The 17,128-nt window shown below is 73.7% G+C and carries 11 protein-coding genes; 6 read left to right on the top strand and 5 right to left on the bottom strand.

The window, feature by feature from the left end:
- Positions 1-129: 129 nt before the first annotated feature.
- From MXD60_RS03790 to MXD60_RS03765, 6 genes are all read left to right on the top strand, one after another.
- Positions 130-1,440, top strand: coding sequence for a hypothetical protein (locus tag MXD60_RS03790; protein ID WP_248817532.1), 1,311 nt, complete (start codon positions 130-132; stop codon positions 1,438-1,440).
- Entirely contained in the window at positions 1,437-2,888 is a 1,452-nt protein-coding gene (locus tag MXD60_RS03785; protein ID WP_248817531.1) for a glycosyltransferase, read from the top strand. The genes MXD60_RS03790 and MXD60_RS03785 overlap by 4 nt, the downstream gene beginning before the upstream one ends.
- Positions 2,875-4,866: a glycosyltransferase family protein gene (locus tag MXD60_RS03780; protein ID WP_248817530.1), complete on the top strand. Its 1,992-nt coding sequence runs from the start codon at positions 2,875-2,877 to the stop codon at positions 4,864-4,866. The genes MXD60_RS03785 and MXD60_RS03780 overlap by 14 nt, the downstream gene beginning before the upstream one ends.
- Positions 4,867-4,924: 58 nt before the next feature.
- On the top strand, positions 4,925-5,818 hold the full coding sequence (locus tag MXD60_RS03775; protein WP_248817529.1) for a polyprenol monophosphomannose synthase: 894 nt from the start codon (positions 4,925-4,927) through the stop codon (positions 5,816-5,818).
- Positions 5,819-6,340: 522 nt separating this feature from the next.
- Complete coding sequence (locus tag MXD60_RS03770) at positions 6,341-9,133, top strand: glycosyltransferase (protein ID WP_248817528.1); 2,793 nt, start codon at positions 6,341-6,343, stop codon at positions 9,131-9,133.
- The gene (locus MXD60_RS03765) at positions 9,130-10,776 is read left to right on the top strand and encodes a glycosyltransferase family 39 protein (protein ID WP_248817527.1); all 1,647 of its coding nucleotides are present in this window, start codon (positions 9,130-9,132) and stop codon (positions 10,774-10,776) included. Before MXD60_RS03770 ends, MXD60_RS03765 begins: the two co-directional genes overlap by 4 nt.
- Before the next feature lie 55 nt (positions 10,777-10,831).
- On the opposite strand, the gene MXD60_RS03760 is transcribed toward MXD60_RS03765, so the two are convergent.
- Genes MXD60_RS03760 through MXD60_RS03740 form a run of 5 tightly spaced genes read right to left on the bottom strand, consistent with a single transcriptional unit; the run spans position 10,832 to position 17,081 of the window.
- A complete protein-coding gene (locus tag MXD60_RS03760; protein WP_248817526.1) occupies positions 10,832-11,986 on the bottom strand; it encodes a glycoside hydrolase family 16 protein in 1,155 nt (384 codons plus the stop codon).
- On the bottom strand, positions 11,983-13,374 hold the full coding sequence (locus MXD60_RS03755; protein WP_248817525.1) for a hypothetical protein: 1,392 nt from the start codon (positions 13,372-13,374) through the stop codon (positions 11,983-11,985). The genes MXD60_RS03760 and MXD60_RS03755 overlap by 4 nt, the downstream gene beginning before the upstream one ends.
- The gene (locus tag MXD60_RS03750) at positions 13,374-15,242 is read right to left on the bottom strand and encodes a hypothetical protein (protein WP_248817524.1); all 1,869 of its coding nucleotides are present in this window, start codon (positions 15,240-15,242) and stop codon (positions 13,374-13,376) included. The genes MXD60_RS03755 and MXD60_RS03750 overlap by 1 nt, the downstream gene beginning before the upstream one ends.
- Entirely contained in the window at positions 15,229-16,581 is a 1,353-nt protein-coding gene (locus MXD60_RS03745; RefSeq protein WP_248817523.1) for a glycosyltransferase family 2 protein, read from the bottom strand. The genes MXD60_RS03750 and MXD60_RS03745 overlap by 14 nt, the downstream gene beginning before the upstream one ends.
- A complete protein-coding gene (locus tag MXD60_RS03740; RefSeq protein WP_248817522.1) occupies positions 16,578-17,081 on the bottom strand; it encodes a hypothetical protein in 504 nt (167 codons plus the stop codon). The genes MXD60_RS03745 and MXD60_RS03740 overlap by 4 nt, the downstream gene beginning before the upstream one ends.
- Between the last annotated feature and the right edge of the window lie 47 nt (positions 17,082-17,128).

The following is a 17,128-nucleotide window of genomic DNA, read 5'->3' as shown; positions in this document are numbered from 1 at the left end:
TTCCGCCCACGATGCCAGCGACGTGTGCGATTGGAGAAACGCGTGCATCCAGCGCGAAGCGATCTACCTTCGGCCCGCGATCCGGACACGGCCGCCCGGACGTCACCGGACACCGATGTGGGACCGCCGGTGCCCCCGTTCACGCCGGGCGCGGTACCCGCTCCCCGCGCCCGGCCCGACGCGGGCGACCCGGCGGGAACCCTGCCGCTGGAGCCGCTGGACGAGGCCGCGACGACCTCCCCGGGCGCGGCGATCGTGCCGCCGGCGGCGACTGCCGCGGTCCGCCGGCCCGCCTCTGCGCGGGTCACCGCCCGGTGGCGGCCGGCGGCGCGCGGGCTGTGGGTGGCCGCCGCGGCGACGCTGGCGCTGTCCGGCAGCCTGCCGCGGCTGTGGGACGCCACCGAGGCTCAGAGCCCGACAGCCTACCGCCTGACCGCCGCCCTCGCGGGCGCACTCGCGCTGCTCGCCCGCGCCCGGCGCCCGCCCGGCGAGCCAGGCATCCACGACCGGCAGGTCGACTACCTGGTCGGGCTCCCGCTGCTGGCGCTGGCCGCGGCGGAGCTCTCGGTACCACCGGCACGATTCGACGACCGGTACTGGAACGCGCACGCCGACCTGCTCGCCCTGCCGCTGCTCGCGGCGGGCGCGATCACGCTCGTGTTCGGCACCCGCGCGCTGTGGCGACAGCGGGTGACGCTCACGGTGTGGCTGCTCGTCCTCGCGCCGTTGACGGCCGGCACGGTCCGGCGGATGTCGGACGGACTGGCGTGGCCGCCGCTCGCGCTGGCCCGCACGAGCGGCGCCTGGCTCGGTGGCTGGGACGTCGTCGCGGCCCCGCCGCACGGCACCGTCCTGCGGGTCGCCGACGGGCCCGGCGGCGCCGTCGTGTTCGGCGGCGCGACCCACGGCCTGGTCGGCGGGCTCGGTGCCCTCGCGACAATCGTCATCTTCGCCGCGACCGCAGCCACCTGGCGCGGCGCCGCACGGCGGGCCCTGACCACCGCGGCGGTGTGCGTGGTCGTGATCCTCGGCCGGATCGGCGTCGCGGTGCTCGCCGGGCTCGCCGCCGGCCCGGCGTCCGCGCGCACGGTCCTCGGCCACGGCGGCGACGTCGTCGCCCTCGGCCTCATCCTGGCCGCGCTCGGCGGGCTCGGCCTCGCCGCCGGCACCCGGCGCTCCCGCGGTGGCGCCCGCCGCCCCGCCGCCGGTCGGGCCACCGGGCGTCCCCCGGTCGCCCGCGCCTACCCGGCGCTGCTGCTGGTCGCACTGGTGTGCGCCGGGCTGGCGGCGCTGGACATCCCCGGCAACCGGGACCTCGGCCCGCACCGATCGGCCCCGCACGCCGCCTGGCCGGACCCACAGCCAGCGGCGGACCCACAGCCAGCCACGGACCCACAGCCAGCCACGGACCCACAGCCAGCCACGGAGCGGGTCCGATGAGCGGCGCGCGGGTGCCCGACCAGTTCTCCGCCCGGGAGCGGCTCTCCCTCGGCCAGCGGATCACCTTCGGCGTCACCGCCGCGATCGTGATCGGCGCGTTCGTCCTCGCCCCGATGGCCGCCATGGTCGGCGTGATCGCCGTCATCAGCCTGCTCTACCTGGCCGTCTTCGCCGAACGCCTGGTGCTGCTGCACCGCGCGCTGCGGGATCCGGGCCTGCTGCGCGTCTCCCCCGAGCGGGCCCGGGCCGAGCCGGCCGAGAACCTGCCCGTCTACACCGTCCTCATCCCGGCCTACCGCGAGCCGGAGGTCCTCCCCCACCTGCTCACCGCGATCGCCGACATCGAGTACCCGCCGGACCGGCTCGACGTCATCCTGCTGCTCGAGGAGGACGACGACGAGACCTACGCCGCCGCCCTGGCGGGGGACCCACCGGACTACCTGCGGATCGTCCGGGTGCCCTATTCCGAGCCGCGGACGAAACCCAAGGCGTGCAACGTCGGGCTGACCCTCGCCCGCGGCGATCTGGTCACCATCTTCGACGCGGAGGACCGGCCCGACCCGCTGCAACTACGACAGGCCGCGATCGCCTTCCGCGAGGTCCCGGCGAACGTCGTCTGTCTACAGGCCAAGCTCGCCTACTTCAACCACGACCAGAACCTCCTCACGAGCTGGTTCACCACGGAGTACGCGATGTGGTTCGACCAGATGCTGCCCGGTCTCGTCCGGCAGGACGCCCCGATCCCGCTCGGCGGGACGTCCAACCACTTCCGCGCCGACGTCCTGCGTGACCTGGGCGGCTGGGACCCCTTCAACGTCACCGAGGACGCCGACCTAGGTGTGCGCCTGCACCGGCGCGGCTACCGCACCCTGGTCCTCGACTCGGTGACCCTGGAGGAGGCGAACAGCGACGCGATCAACTGGCTCAAGCAGCGTTCCCGCTGGTACAAGGGCTACCTGCAGACCTGGCTGGTGCATTCCCGCCAGCCGATCGCGATCTGCCGGGAAATCGGCGTGCTGGGATTCCTGCGGTTCAACCTGTTCGTCGGCGGGACGCCGCTGCTGGCGGTGCTCAATCCGCTGTTGTGGGCGCTGACGTTGATGTGGTTCGCCGGCAACCTGCCGATCATCGAACGACTGTTCCCGACCTGGCTGTACTTCATCGGCCTGGTGTGTCTGCTGCTCGGCAACTTCACGTTCGTCTACTGCAACGTGGTCGCCGCCCGGGCCACCGGAATCGGCCGCCTGGTGCCGCAGGCGGTGCTCTCGCCGGCCTACTGGCTGCTCATGTCGCTGGCGGCCACCAAGGCGCTGTTGCAGCTCGTGATCGCCCCGTCGTACTGGGAGAAGACCACCCACGGTCTCGGCGCCGCTGACCCGGTCGACGACGACGTCGACGAACTGGCCAGCGGGGCCGCGGCCAGAGAGGTGAGTCATGTCGGCGTCTGAGGCCAGATCCGAGGCCAACGCCCGGACGAGCACCGGGACGAGCACCGGGACGAGCGAGGACACCATGACGGTGCCGATCCAACGCCGGCCGATCCAACGCCGGCCGGTCCCGCACGGGCCGGCGCCGGGCGAGCAGGTTCCAGGAAAGGTCCTCTCCCTGGTCGGCGACGGCAGCGGGACGGCGGCGGCCGAGGCGGCGCCGGCGAGGTCCGGTCCGCGCTGGGCCGGTCTGGTCCTGTTCGTCACGGCCGCCGCGACCTACCTCGGCGGCGGGGTGTGGCTGTGCCTCGGGCACGACAGCGTGACGTCGGACGCGCTGAGCCGGACCGCGAACGGCTACTACACGGTCTTCAGCCGCGACCCGCACCTGGCCGCGGTCGGCTTCGTGTGGAACCCGCTGCCCTCCCTCGCGCAGATCCCGCTGCTACCGCTGGCCACGGTGTGGCCCGAGTTCGCCTACCGGGGGGTCGCCGCGGCCGTCCAGTCGGCGCTGTTCATGGCGGGCGCCGTCGTGTACTTCCGGCGCACCTGCCTGGAACTCGGCGCGGGCCCCCGGGTCGCCTGGGCACTGACCGTGCTGTTCGCCGTCCACCCCGAGATCGCCTACTACGGCATGAACGGGATGAGCGAGGGTTCGTTCCTGTTCTTCCTGCTGGCCGCCACGGCGGCGCTGACCCGCTGGGTGCGCACCCGCGCGTCGAACCCGCTGGCCGGCGCAGGGCTCGCGCTCGGCGCCGCCTACCTGACCCGGTACGAGACGGTCGCCGCCGGCCTGGTCACGACCGTCTTCGTCGGGCTGGTCGCCTACCGGCGGACGCGGGGCCCGGCGACACTGCGGCGCTCGGCGGCGCTCGGCGACATGACCGTCCTGGCGCTGCCGTTCGTGTTCTCCTTCGCCGTCTGGGCGATCACCAGCAGCCTCATCATCGACTCGCCGTTCGCGCAGTTCACCTCAGCGAACGGGAACACGGCGCAGACCCGGCTGTCGGCCGGCGGGATCAGCTCCGTCATCGACCAGCCGGGCGGCCCGCTCGGGTACATGTTCGACCAGTCCCGGGTGCTGGAACCATTCGGGGCGCTGATCCTCGCCGCGGCCCTCGGGATGTGCTGGCGCCGCCGCGACGCGCGCCTGCTCGCGCCGATCGCCGTGCTCGGCGGCGCGTACTCGTTCTCGGTGGCCGCCCTGCTCGCCGGGCAGACCTTCGGCTGGCTCCGGTTCTCGATCACCATCGTCCCGGTGGTGCTGCTCGCCGCCGCGACCCTGCTGGCGCACGGCCCCTACCCGGTCCCGACGACGATGCCGCCGGCCGTGCGGGCCGCCCGCCGAGCGGCGGCGAGGACCGTGGCCGCCGCCGCCCGCCGCCGGCGCTCCGGCGGCCGGTCCCGGTCCGCCAACCGGCTCGCCACCGCGGGCCACCGCCTCACCCGCCGGTACGGGCCCGGGCGGTACCAGCATCTCGCCCTGCGGCACGGGCACCTCGTGCTGCCCGGGGTCGTCCTGGTGATGCTGGCCGCCGCCGGTCCGGTCACCGCCGACGGCATGCTCAACCCGCGCCTCGCCCGGGAGGAGTCGTACTTCCTGACCCAGATCTTCGACCCCGGCCGGGCCAGCCCGGAGCAGCGCAGGGTCGTCCACCGCTACGTCCAGGACCGCACCCTCGCCCGCTGGCTGGACAGGCAACGCCTGCCGCATGGCGCGGTGCTGCTCGACGCCGCCGACGGGTACGAGGTCGTCCTCTCGTCCCGGCGCCCGGACCAGTTCGCCATCACCCCCGACCGGGACTTCGCCACCCTGCTCGGTGATCCGAAGGGCCACCGGGTGCGCTATCTCGTGACCCGGCTGGTCAGCGGGTCCAGCCCGGCCGACGCGGTCGCCGACGCCCACCCGCGCCTGCAGACCGACCCCGCCTACCGGCTCGCCCGCGTCGAGCCGAATCCCGGCGATCTACCCGCCTGGCACGTCTACGCGGTCCGGTGACCTCGGCCCCGTGCCGCTGCCCTGGAGCTGATCCCACACCGCCCGTTCGGAGACCTCGATGACCAGCCTCTGTGTGATCCCCACCTTCAACGAAGCCCAGACCATCGAGCGGGTGGTCCGGTCCGTCCTGACGGTCACCGACGACGTGGACGTGCTGGTCGTCGACGACGGCAGTCCCGACGGGACCGGCGACATCGTCGCCGGGCTCGCCGCCGCCGAGCCACGGCTGCACCTGCTGCGCAGACCGGTGAAGGACGGCCTGGGCGGGGCCTACCGGGCGGGTTTCAGCTGGGGACTGCTGCGCGACTACGACACGTTCGCCGAGATGGACGCGGATCTCTCCCATGATCCGGCTGATCTGCCGGACCTGCTGCTGGCCGCCCGGGACGTCGATCTGACCATCGGCTCGCGGTACACCGACGGCGGCTCGACGGTCGGCTGGTCCCGCCTGCGCCGGCTCATCTCCCGCACCGGCAACGCCTACGTACGCCGGGCCCTCGGGCTGCCGGTCGGTGACACCACCGCCGGCTTCCGGGTGTTCCGCCGGGCCGTCCTCGAGGACCTGCCGGTGACCGCGCTGACCTCCAGTGGCTACTGTTTCCAGATCGAGACGGCCTACCTGGCCTGGCGGCGCGGCTACCGGCTGGCGGAGGTCCCGGTGACCTTCCGGGAACGCGAGGCCGGCTCCTCGAAGATGTCCGCGCGGATCATCGCCGAGGCGCTGCTCCAGGTCACCCGGTGGGGGCTGGCGGCTCGCTGGGATCCGGAGCCCTCCGCGCCCCGCCCGATGCTCCACGCCCAGCCGGCCCGCGCCGACACGTCGGTGCACGGTGGGCGGGTGGTCGTGCCGAGTCCCGCGCGGCGATCCGTCGTGCCGGTCGTCACCGGCCGGCTGGCGCCGGCCAGCGGCGTCGTGACCGAGGCTCCTCGATCCCACGACGGCGCGTCGTGAGCACCGGCCCCCAGGTGGACCGGATTTCCTGGCGGGAGCCGGCCCGGCTGCCGGTTGCGCGACGCGCCGAGCACCGGAGGGCACGCCGGGACGGCGGGCCTTTCGCCGCCGCGTCCCGCTTCGCCGGTCGTACCGCACCTGGGTCTTTCGCGGCGCGGTGTCATCCCACACCCGGGACCGCCGGGCACCAGCTGGAACTCCGAACCGGTCCACCTAAAATCGCGCGCTCTTTGAAATGAATGCGCACAGCATTCATTTCTCAACCCGAGGGCTACCTGTCGCGTCGATTCTTTTTCCCGCCAGAACTCGCGCCTCGGGACGCCCTGGGCACCGTGGACGAGTGATATCCTTCCCGACATCCGAGCAGCTCACCAATGCCAACCCGGCGTGGACCGGGCCCGGGGGATCCTGGTGTTTACACCGACCTTTTCATGCTCTCGAACCCCGTCGGCGGCACCCGCCGGCACGAAGGCGGACACCGGGCCGAGCGCCAGTCCGCAACCGCCCGGCCGATTCCGATAGATGACTGCATCTCTCCGAAACTCCGCAGCCCCACGCGGCAGACCCGCCGAGTCGGTGGAATTCCCCGAGGCGCAGCCACCCCGGCCGGAGCCGCCCGCGTCGGGTAAGCGGGTGCGCCGGCCGCTCGCCGGGCCGTTGCTGGCCGTGGCCTTCGTCGCCGCGCTCGGATGGCTGCGGCCGGGACCCTGGGCGTCCGGCGTGGCAGCGCTGCTGACGCTCGCCATGATGGCGGGCTCCGGCCGTCGCCGGGACCAGGTCTGGATCGCGACGACCACGGTCGGCGTCCTGGTCAGCACGGTCGACTATCTCGTCTGGCGCGTGACGGTCGCCAACTGGTCCGCGGCGTGGCTGGCAGTCCCGTTGCTCGCCGCCGAGGCGTTCGGGGCGCTGCACGCGCTCGGGTTGCAGGCGACCATCTGGCCACGGACGCCGCCGCCGCTGCGGCGGATCGACGACCCCGCCCGCTTCCCCATCTACGTCCTCATTCCCACCGCGGGCGAGTCCATGGCGGTACTGGGCCCGACCGTCACCGGCGCGCTCGCCGCCCGCACGGAATTCCTGCGGCGACATCCGGGGGCCCGGGTCCACGTCATCGTCTGCAACGACGGCCGGGTCGCGGGAAACCCGACCTGGAAGGACGTCGAGAACAGCGTCCGTGATCTCGGGGTTTCCTGCATCACCCGCACGGTCGGCGGCGGGGCCAAGGCGGGAAACATCGAAAGCGTCCGGGCCAGGGTAGGCGCGACCGGTGACGCCCTGGTGGCGGTGTTCGACGCCGACATGGTGCCGACGGCGGACTTCCTGCTCGCCACGGTCCAGCCCTTCGCCGATCCTTCGGTCGGCTGGGTCCAGACCGCGCAGTACTACCGCAACACCGAGCTGCCCGCCGCCCGCTGGGCCGCCGACCAGCAGGCGCTCTTCTACGACGTGCTCTGCCCCGGCAAGGCTGCCCGCAACGCGTCGTTCATCTGCGGCACGAATGTCGTCATCAGGGCCGCGGCGCTGGACTCGATCGGCGGCCTGCCGCAGAACTCGGTCACCGAGGACTTCGCCGCCTCCATCCGGCTGGCACCGGACTGGCGCGGGGTCTATCTGCCGGGCAGGTTCGCGGAGGGACTCGGTCCTGTCGACGCGGCCAGCTATCTGAAACAGCAGAACCGCTGGGCGCGCGGAACGTTCGAGGTCCTGAAGACGCGCGGGAAGGACCTGCTCGATCCGCGCAGCGGCCTGACCGGCGCGCAACGCCTCCAGTACGGGCTCGCCTGCACCCACTACCTGTCCGGGCTGCGGGACCTGGTCTACCTGCTGACGCCGATCATCTTCGTCACCAGTGGAATCCCGGCGATCCGGGGAGCCGACACCACCGGCTTCCTCACCCACTTCGGGCCGTTCTTCCTCTTCGGGCAGACCGCTTTCTGGTCGGCCGCGAAGGGTCGGTCGACCTGGCGCGGCATCGTGGCCGGGTTCATCTCCTTCCCCGCGCTCGTGGCCGCGACGCTGACCGTGGCCCTCGGCGCGCACAGCAGTTTCACCGTCACCGCCAAACAGCGGGGTGGATCGGTGTCCTGGCGACCGATCGTGCCGCACCTCGCCGCGCTCCTGCTGTGCGGGTACGGCCTGACGGTCGCGGTGCTGGGCGGCCTGTCCGCGCGCGACCTGATCGCCTGTGTCTGGATCGGCTACATGGCCGCCATGCTGGCCGTGTTCTGCGGTCTGACCATCAGCGACATGGTGCGCCGTGCGGACACCGGCAGTGCCCGGGCGGGCGGCCGGCAGCCCGGGGGAGGCTTCCCGGTCGCGCTGCGCCTCGCTGCGGCCGGGTTGTGCGTGGTCGCGTTCGCCCTGGCGATCCAGGTCCGGCCGCGGACCTCCGCACCGGTGCGGCTTTCGCCAACCCCCTGCGCCACCGGGATGCGGACCGGCCTCGCCGTCACCGCCGGGGCCGCCGTCGGGTACGCCCGGCTCGCCACGCGGCTGCGGATGACGGGGATCTCGGCGCGCACCGTCGAGATCGGCGCCGGCTTTCCCACCTCGTGGGCCGACCAGGTGCGGGCAACGGGCGGCATTCCCTGGCTGACGCTCGTCTTCACCCGCGACGGCGCGAGCTCCCTGGACGCCGCGCTGCCCGCCATCGTCAACGCCGTCCAGGACGACTCGCTGCGCCGCTGGGCGCGGCAGATCGCGGCCTGGGGACATCCCCTCTACCTGACGGCACTGCCGTCGGTGGACCGCAACTACGCCGCCAGCTCGGCGGTCGCGAACGGCGGGGTGCCGGCGGACTCGGCCAGGGCCTGGCGGCACATCCGGCGCGTCTTCGCGGCCGCGCACGCCGACAACATCGCCTGGACGTGGCAGCCCGCCGCGCCCGCGGGCGACACCCTGTACCGGCCGCCAGCCGGCCAGATCGATGTGGTCGCCGTGACCTGGATCCAGTACCCGGGCACCCGGTGGGTGTCGCCGGTCCGCGAACTGGCCCGGGTGCGGTCGGCCTATCCGAGCAAGCCACTCCTGGTCACGCTCGCGGCGGCCGGGACCCGGGCCAGGACCAGCGCCTGGATCGGCGCCGCGGTCCGCGCGGCGCGCTCGCAGCGCGTGCTCGGACTCGTGTACCAGACCGACGGCCCTGATCCCCATGCCTCCCGGGCGGCGTTCGCGGCGTGGCGGGCCGGTGCCTACCTCACCGCGGCGGTCCTGCGTACCCGCGAGAACCGGGCGAACCTTTCGGACGGGGCCGCTGCCGGCGCGGATGCCGCCGGGGCACCCGGCCGGGATGGCTGCGGGGCCTGGTCATGAGCGCCCAGACTCTCGAGATCCCCCGGCGCACCGGGTCGCGCGACACCACAGCACCCGGCGGCACCGCACCCGGCACCACAGCACCCGGCACCACAACACCCGGCACCACGGCGCGGGCGCCTGGCGTCGGAGCCCATCGACGCCGCCGCCGCGGACATCTCCTCGGCCTGCCCGCGGTCCTCGCCGTGCAGGTGGCGATGTCCATCCGGCTGTCCGCGACGGCCTTCCAGGACGAGGCGCTCTACCTCGACGCCGGCAGACAGATCCTGGACTCGTGGCGGCACGGGACGCCGGTCTCCGAGGACTTCGGCTCCTATTTCTCAGGCTCGCCGTACGTGTACCCGCCGCTCGGCGCGCTGGCCGAGGCCGCCGGCGGCCTCGGCGGCGCCCGACTGCTCAGCCTGGTCTGCTGTGTGCTCACGACCGTCCTGCTCGCCTCGGTGAGCCGGTCGCTGTTCGGTCCGGGCGCCGCTGTCCCGGGCGCCGCCGCGTTCGTGCTGTCCGGGCCCGTGCTGTTCGTCGGCCACTTCGCGACGTACGACGCGATGGCGTTGATGCTGCTGGTCGGCGGCCTGGCCCTGGGACTGCGCGCTGGTCGCAGCAGCAGCGGGTCACGTGCCGCGGTGCTGGCGCTGACCGCCGGGTTCCTGGCCGCCGGCGCGGTCGTCACCAAGTACGTCTCCGCACTGTTCGTACCGTCCGCGGTGCTTGTGGTGCTCCTGTGGGGTTGCCGAGAGGCCGGATCGCCGCCGGCCGCCGGGGGCCAGGCGCGCAGGCGCCGGCTCGTCCTCGCCGCCGGGTCCGTCGCGGGCGCCGGCCTCGCCGTCGGCTCCTGGCTGGCACTGACCGGGACCGACCAGCTCGAGGGCCTCGTCACCACGACGTTGTCGCGCCGGGTGGTGGGGCCCACCTCGTCGGTCGAAGTCGCCTGCCGCGGGCTGGCCTGGGCCGCGCCCACCCTGCTGGTGGCGCTGCTCGGCGTGGTCCTCGTCGGCCGCCGACGGCCGGCGCTCACCGTCCTGCTGGTCGGCTCCGCGGTGCTGCCGATCGCCTTCCAGGCGCGTTCGGGCGAGCTGACCTCCCTGCACAAGCATGTGGCCTTCGGCCTCGTCTTCGCCGCACCACTGGCTGGCGCCGGAATCACCGCCGCGCTCGACCGCTGGGAGCTGCGCGACCCGGGCCGCCCGCTGACCCCGCGGCTCCTCGCGCTCCCCCTGGTCGCCGTCCTGCTGCTGGCAGCCGGAATGCGCAGCTCCCAACAGCTCGACGACGCCTGGGCGGACAGCCGCCCGCTGACCGACCTGCTCCGGACCCAGGTCCGGTTCGGCTCCGGCCACTACCTGGTCGAGGAATCCGAGGTCCCCAGGTACTACATGGAGAACCTCACCGCCCCCTGGCAGTGGAGCGGCACCTACTTCCTCTACTACCGGCAGCCGGGGAGGAAGCTCGCCTACACCGGAACGGCCGCCTTCCGGCACGCCCTGTCCGACCAGTACTTCGACATCGTCGTGCTCCGGTTCGGCCCGACCGCCGACCTCGACTGGAAGGTCCACGACATCCTCGGTGACCAGCGGAAGTACCGCCAGATCGCCAGGCTGCCCGAACCCGGCGGCTGGACGATCTGGCGCCGGGTGGACCGCTGACCGCCGGGAGCGGGCCGGACTGCTGGGTCCGGACGGCCGTCAGCCTGGCCAGCTGTCAGCCCCGGTAGGCGTACGTGCGGATCCAGTCGACGTACATCGAGACCTTCGCGGGGGTGCTGCTGGTCCGGCAGGGAATGCCGTCATGGCAGCCGGTGTCGAGCTGCAGCGCCATATGCATCTCGGAGGTGCTCGGAATGGTCGGCGCGCCGTCCCTGGAGTACCCGGGCTTCACATTGAGCACGGCGCGACCGTCGAGGAAGTACGTCAGCCGGTCGGGCAGCCATTCGACGGCGACGGTGTGCCAGGCCGTGAAGTCGGCGACCATCGCGGTCGGGGTCTCGATGATGTCGTTGTTCGGCCCGTTGTGGACGGCCGCGGTGGCCGACTGGCGGTCGCCCTGCTTGACCTCGACGAGGTCGATCTCCCCGTCGTTCGGCCATTTCTCCGACTGCGGCCACAGCAACGCCACCGCGGAGTAGCCGGCGCCGCGCTCGACGCGGATCCGCGCCTCCCAGCGCCCATACGCCTGGTGCACGAGGCTGGACACGCCGCCGGAAACGTCCTTGCCGGCGCTGTTGTAACCCCCGGTGATCTTCAGGAAGCCACCGCCGACGCTCACCGCTTCGGGCACCCGCGCGAAGCCGCTGTTCGGGCTGTTGTAGACGAACCACTTCCTGGTGTCGATGGCCGAGCCGTCGAAGTCGTCGGCCTGCACCAGGGTTCCGGTCACGATGCCGGTCGCCGCCCCACCGCCGGTCGCCGCCGGCGCGGTCGCGGGCGCGGCGGCGCCTGCGGACGGTGCCCTGCCAGCACCGCTCGACAACGGTGCCCGGCTCGACCCGGTCGGCGGCACCGGCCACGAGCCCGCGCCCGCGGGGCCGCGATCAACCCAACCGGTGGTCCCCGGCCCGGACCTCGGTCCGAGGCTGGTGGCTCGGGGCGACGTACCCGGGCTGGCCGCGTTCGGCGTCGTGCTCCCCGGAGCCTTCGCCGCGGTGGAACCGGAGGCCGCGGCGGCGGAACCCGCGGGCGCCGAGCCGGGCGCCGCGGCCGCGGACGGTGCTGCCGTGGAGCGTCCCGCCGATCCCGACGACGTGTCGACGGCGGTCGACGAGCAGGCCCCGACGAGCAGCGCCGCGGCGGCGAGGGCGACGTGCCGCGGTCGGCCGGCGGCCGTCCGACGTCGCGCTCCTCGCCTCGTCTCCGTCACCGCAGAAGCCCGAGGGGATCCGTACAGAGCAGATCAGCCATCATCCGTACAGCCTCTCGATCGAACAGTGCCGCGTCGAAGGTGGCACTGACATGCAGGCAGCCGGCGAGCTCCGCCAGGGTGACGGTCATCCCCCCGCCCTCGGCCGGGGTCGGCGCGAGGCCCAGTACGCGCTCGCTCACCTCACCCTGCCAGGGAAGTTCGCCGATCCTGGACAGTCGCGGGAGGTAGTTGAGGGCCAGCGTCGGTGCCGGGGCCGCCGCGGACGCCGAGCCGCTCGGCTGTCGCGGGACCGGCACGAGCTGCCTGGCCGCGGCGGCCGCCATCGTCGCGACCGGGCGGCCGGAGTCGATCACCTCGCGCATCGCGGCGGAGATGGCCGCCGGATCGCCCGGGTCCTCGGGCTCCAGGAAGATGCCGGCGACGAAGTTCCCCTTGGCCCGGGTCGGCACCGGAACGTAGCGCCGGCCGTCGAAGAGCACCCACATCCCGGGCGGCGGTGTCGGCAGGCCCGCCTTCTCCACGGCGCTCCACGTCGCGGCGAACAGGATGCCTGCCACCGACCGCCCCGCGGACCGGTCCCCACGCGCCGCACGCACCTCGCGCAGGAGGTCCGGGCCGGAGCGTCGGATCACGCAGCCGGGATCCGCGAGGCCGGTCGCGAACACGCCGTCGGCACCCGCCGCAGTCGCCGTCGGGCCGGCGTCGATCGCCGCCGTGATGTCCCCGCCAGGAGTCGTCGACCCGCGCTCGCCGGCACGGGCCGGGGCCGCGGTGCCGGCCCGTGCCGGCGGCGCGACCGCTCGCCGCTGGGGGTCACGGACGACGCGGGCCAACCGGCCCGCGTCGCGGCCGAAGGTCGCCGCGATCGCCCGGGGCAGGGCGAGGCGCGGGCCGCTGTCGCCGGCCCAGCGGGGCACGCCGCCGTCGGCCGCCCGCGCGAGCAGCTCCGCCCAGATCGGATCGAGCTGCTGCCCGTCGCCGACCAGGTGGCTCATCTCGAACAGGACGTGGTCCCGACCGAGCAGGATCCGCAGCGGCAGGTCCTCGGCCAGTGTCCGCAGCGTGTGTTCGACCAGGTCGGAGGCGTCCTCGGCGCCGCTGACCGGGCCCGGCAGGGTCCGCACCATCCGGTCGATGTGCTCGGCGAGGCGCGGGCCGGGGACGCGGCGCCACCGGCTGCGGTTGCCCTCCAGCGTGCACAGCAGGCGGGTGCCCGGCGCGACCGCCGCGAGCCGGAACAGCACGTCGCGCATCTGCTCGGGCGAGGGCAGGTCGATCGGGCCGATGATGCCGATGATGTGCGTGCGCCGCCAGACCCGGTCGCCGAGGGCGATGGGCCGGACCGGCAGGGCGAGGGCCGGGCGCACCGTGACCGGGCTTGTCATCAGGTCGGACTCCTCACGTCGCGGGTGAACAGGTAGATCGTGGCGTCCGGGTTGGTGTGGACGACGGCGAAGTGCCGGTCCGCCCGGACCAGCCGCTCGACGCGGTCAAACGCGCCGTCCGGCACCAGGCCGTAGGAGTGCGCGTAGGCGACCTGGCTGCGGGAGAACACGAGGTAGCCGCGCGGGCCGTAACGACTCATCGTCGCGATGACGCCCGCGGTCTCCACGGTGGGTGAGCGCCCGAGGGCGGTACCGCGGAACACCGGGTCCTCGAACAGCGTGTACGACGGCTGCGGGGTGCGGGTGAACTCGGCGTAACGGGGTCCGTAGTTGCCGGGCCAGTCGCTGTCGCCGAGCATCACCGGGATCCGCGGATCGCCATGGTCGTAGATCCACGCGGCGGAGTCGACGTCGCCGCGGGTCATGTTGTCGGCGTCGAACGGGATGTAGAACGCGCACATCCACAGGCCGAGGGTGGACACCAGGGTGACGAGGGCGAGCGCGATCCGCCCGCGGCCCGGCCGGCCCTCGCCGAGCAGCGCGGCGGCGACGAGGATGACGCACCACGGCAGCGTGAACAGGTAGACCCGCAGCCGCCCCTCGCCGCCGTAGGTCTGCAGGAACAGCACCAGCGCCGTGCCGACGACGGCACCGGAGCACAGCAGGACGCCGCGGCCCGCCCGGCCGCGGCGGCGCAGCACCAGCGCGCCGACGGCAGCGGCGAGCCAGGCGCCGGCGAACAGCAGCAGCCCGGCCCGCGCGTAGAGGATCTTCCCCGCGGACTTGTGCAGCTCGATGTAGACCCCGGAGTTGGTCGCGTTGGCGACCGCGTCCGCCCCGCTGAACAGCCCGAAGTGATCCCGGATGTAGGCGAGGTTCGGCACCAGGAAGGCCACCGCGAGGGCGGCCATCGCCACCACCAGCCAGCGCGGGCGCACCGCGCCGAGCACGGTGAGCGCGCCGACGGTGAGCACGACCAGATACGGGGTGAGCTGATGGCTGACCACGGCCGCCGCGGTCAGCAGCAGGATCACGGCGAGGACGGCGGGGCGCGGCCAGCCGCCGTCGCGGCGCGAGGGAACGCCGGCGTCGGTGCCGGCGTCGGTGCCGGCATCGGACCCCGAGCGTCCCAGCAGCCGGCGCAGCAGCCGGGCGCGGCGGCCCGAACCGCGGGTAGCCCCGTGGCCGGTGAGCTGACCGGCAACAAGGACGTGGATGGCCAGCGCCAGGGTGAAACCGATGGCCTGCGGCGCGAAGTAGTTCTGGCCGATCCAGTTCGCCGCGGTGAACAGGTACCCGGCGAACCAGGGCACCCGGGTGCCGCCGACCACGGCGCGGGCCAGGGCGACGACGAGGAGCAGGTCGACCACCGCGAACAGCGGCTCCGCCCACGCCGCGAACGACACCGGGTTCGGCCGCCCGGCGACCTCGCCGAACAGCGCGGCGAGCGCGAAGAACCCGGGCCACCGGTGGTAGATGTCGATCGACCGGTCGACGCCGTGGTGGGCCTCGATGTAGCGGGTGACGCCGATGTGCTTGTAGACGTAGGCGTACTGCGGCATGTCCGCGACGGCCGGGATCGTCGCGTACAGCACGACGGCCAGCGCGACCCCGGCACACGCGAGCACGGCCCCGGACGGCCGGGCGGCCGCCAGCGCGCCGACGGCGGCGAACGTCACCAGCCCCAGCGCGACGAACCAGATCGCCGGCAGTGCCGCCAGCAGCCCGTAGGAACCGAGGTGGTCAACCCGGATGACGCGCAGGCTGACCACCCACAGGACGAGCCCGAGCAGGACGGTGGCGAGCACCGTCGCGCGCCGGCTGGGCCGGGGTGGCGCGGTCAGTGGCGGGCTGTCAGGAGCGGGCATCGACCGCCCCGGCCCGGACCGCGCCGGCCCGCTGTGCGGCGGCGCGCGACTGCGCGTAGAGCACCGGACCCGCGATCATGCCGATGCGTTCGCGGGCGAGCAGCCCGCGCGGCATCGTGTGCTCGCGGCCGTAGCTCTCCCGGGTGGCGTCACCGATCTTCCAGATCTTCCAGAAGCCGACGGGCAGCTTGGCCAGGATCTCGTTGCGGCTGCGCCGGGCTCCCAGGTGCTTGACCAGGTAGGCCGTCAGGCCCGTGCCGTAGCCCCACATCTGGCGGCGCAGCGCGTCGAGGTCGCTGCGGTGGCTGTGCCAGACCAGCGCGGAGGGCTCGTAGGCGAGCTGGTAGCCGGCGAGCAGCACCCGGACGAAGGCGTCGAGGTCCTCGCCGCCCTCGGTGGCGGTGCCGGCGCCGAGCGCCTCGTCGAAGCCGCCGATCTCGCGGATCATGTCGGCGCGGACCGCGAAGTTCGCGCCGGCGCCGAACACGCCCGCCGAGTACGGGTACAGCGGGTGGGCGAGCCGGTGACGGTCCATGTCGTACAGGTGCGGCTGGCAACTCGACGCCCAGGTCACCCGCGAGTCGAAGTAGTACTCGGCGAGGTTCTCCAGGGTGGCGGTCGAGACCAGGCCGGTGACGCAGCCGACGTGCGTGCCCGTGCGGAACCCGCGCAGCAGCCCGGCGACCCAGCCGCTGTCGACGCGCACGTCGTCGTCGGTGAAGGCGATGATCTCGCCGCTGGCCTCGGCGACCCCGCGGTTACGGGCCCAGGACAGGCCCGGCCGGTCCTCGCGCACGTAGCGGAACCGCGCCACGTCGCCGACCTCGCGGTCGAACACCTCCCGGGTCGACTCGTCCGACGGCGCGTTGTCGACGATGACGATCTCCAGGTCCGGATGGTCCAGCGCGCGCAGCCCCGCGAGGCACGCGGGCAGCATCGCCGCCCGGTTACGGGTGCACACCACCACGGTCACCGACGTCGGGTCGACCACGGACCGCGCGCAGTGCGCCACCTTCTCCCGCGGCGGGATCACTCCCGGGCCGAGCGTCGCGACCGCGTGCAGGCCGTCGCCGCGCAGGTGGATCGCCACCCGGTCACGGAACGCCGCGGTCGCGGTGTCGTAGAAGTCCTCGTGGTCGAGCAGGCCGTCCGTCAACGGCAGGTTGAGGTAGCCCAGGGGCTCGCCGTGCAGTCGGACGAGCAGACGGATCTGCTCGTACGGCTCCCCGCCGGCACGGGTGAGCACCGTGGCGGGCAGAGCCGGGTCGCCGAGCTCGACCTCACCGCAGAAGGTCGGTACGGGGCGGGACCGCTCCCACCGCTGCCGAGGATCAGTCATCGCGCAGAGTCCTTACCTGTAGATCCGAGCACACTGACAGGACGGGTGGGGCCGGCGCCTCGCTGCGCGCCCCGGCGGTACAGGTCATGGCCGACCAGGCCGACACTCGGCACCCCGAGCAGCAGCGCGGCCGGCAGGGGATGCCAGGCCCCGGCGAACACCAGGGCTACGGCGACGAGCAGGTCCGCCGCGAGGCTGAACGCGATCGCGAGGCCCACCGTCGTCGCCGCGTCCAGCGGCGCGAGCCTGGTCAGCACGGCCCAGCCGGGCAGCAGCGCCAGGCAGGTGAACGCGACGGCGGGCCGCACAGGCGAGTGCGGAGCGAGCAGAACCACGACGGCGAGCACCGCCACGGCCGCGAGAAGGACCGCGTCGACGGCGACCCGGGCCCGCTCGGGCAGGGTGTCCGCCCGCCGTCCGTCCGCGTCGTCGCCGTCGGGGCGACCGCGCCGGCCGGCGCGGTCCAGCATGTTGATCTCGATGGTCGCCGCCGAGTCCACCCACGGTTCCCCGTCGACGGGCCGACCAGACCGGACGGGACCGGGCC

It is taken from the genome of Frankia sp. AgB32 (genome assembly GCF_023243045.1).
Taxonomy (GTDB): Bacteria; Actinomycetota; Actinomycetes; order Frankiales; family Frankiaceae; genus Frankia.
The sequence above is the reverse complement of the archived record's forward strand: the minus strand, read 5'-3'. Positions and strand labels throughout refer to the sequence as shown.

Coding starts and splice junctions, on each gene's coding strand:
- MXD60_RS03775 (WP_248817529.1), top strand. CDS start 4,925: ATGACCAGCCTCTGTGTGATCCCCACCTTCAACGAAGCCCAGACCATC.
- MXD60_RS03770 (WP_248817528.1), top strand. CDS start 6,341: ATGACTGCATCTCTCCGAAACTCCGCAGCCCCACGCGGCAGACCCGCC.
- MXD60_RS03755 (WP_248817525.1), bottom strand. CDS start 13,374: ATGACAAGCCCGGTCACGGTGCGCCCGGCCCTCGCCCTGCCGGTCCGG.
- MXD60_RS03750 (WP_248817524.1), bottom strand. CDS start 15,242: ATGCCCGCTCCTGACAGCCCGCCACTGACCGCGCCACCCCGGCCCAGC.
- MXD60_RS03785 (WP_248817531.1), top strand. CDS start 1,437: ATGAGCGGCGCGCGGGTGCCCGACCAGTTCTCCGCCCGGGAGCGGCTC.
- MXD60_RS03780 (WP_248817530.1), top strand. CDS start 2,875: ATGTCGGCGTCTGAGGCCAGATCCGAGGCCAACGCCCGGACGAGCACC.
- MXD60_RS03765 (WP_248817527.1), top strand. CDS start 9,130: ATGAGCGCCCAGACTCTCGAGATCCCCCGGCGCACCGGGTCGCGCGAC.
- MXD60_RS03745 (WP_248817523.1), bottom strand. CDS start 16,581: ATGACTGATCCTCGGCAGCGGTGGGAGCGGTCCCGCCCCGTACCGACC.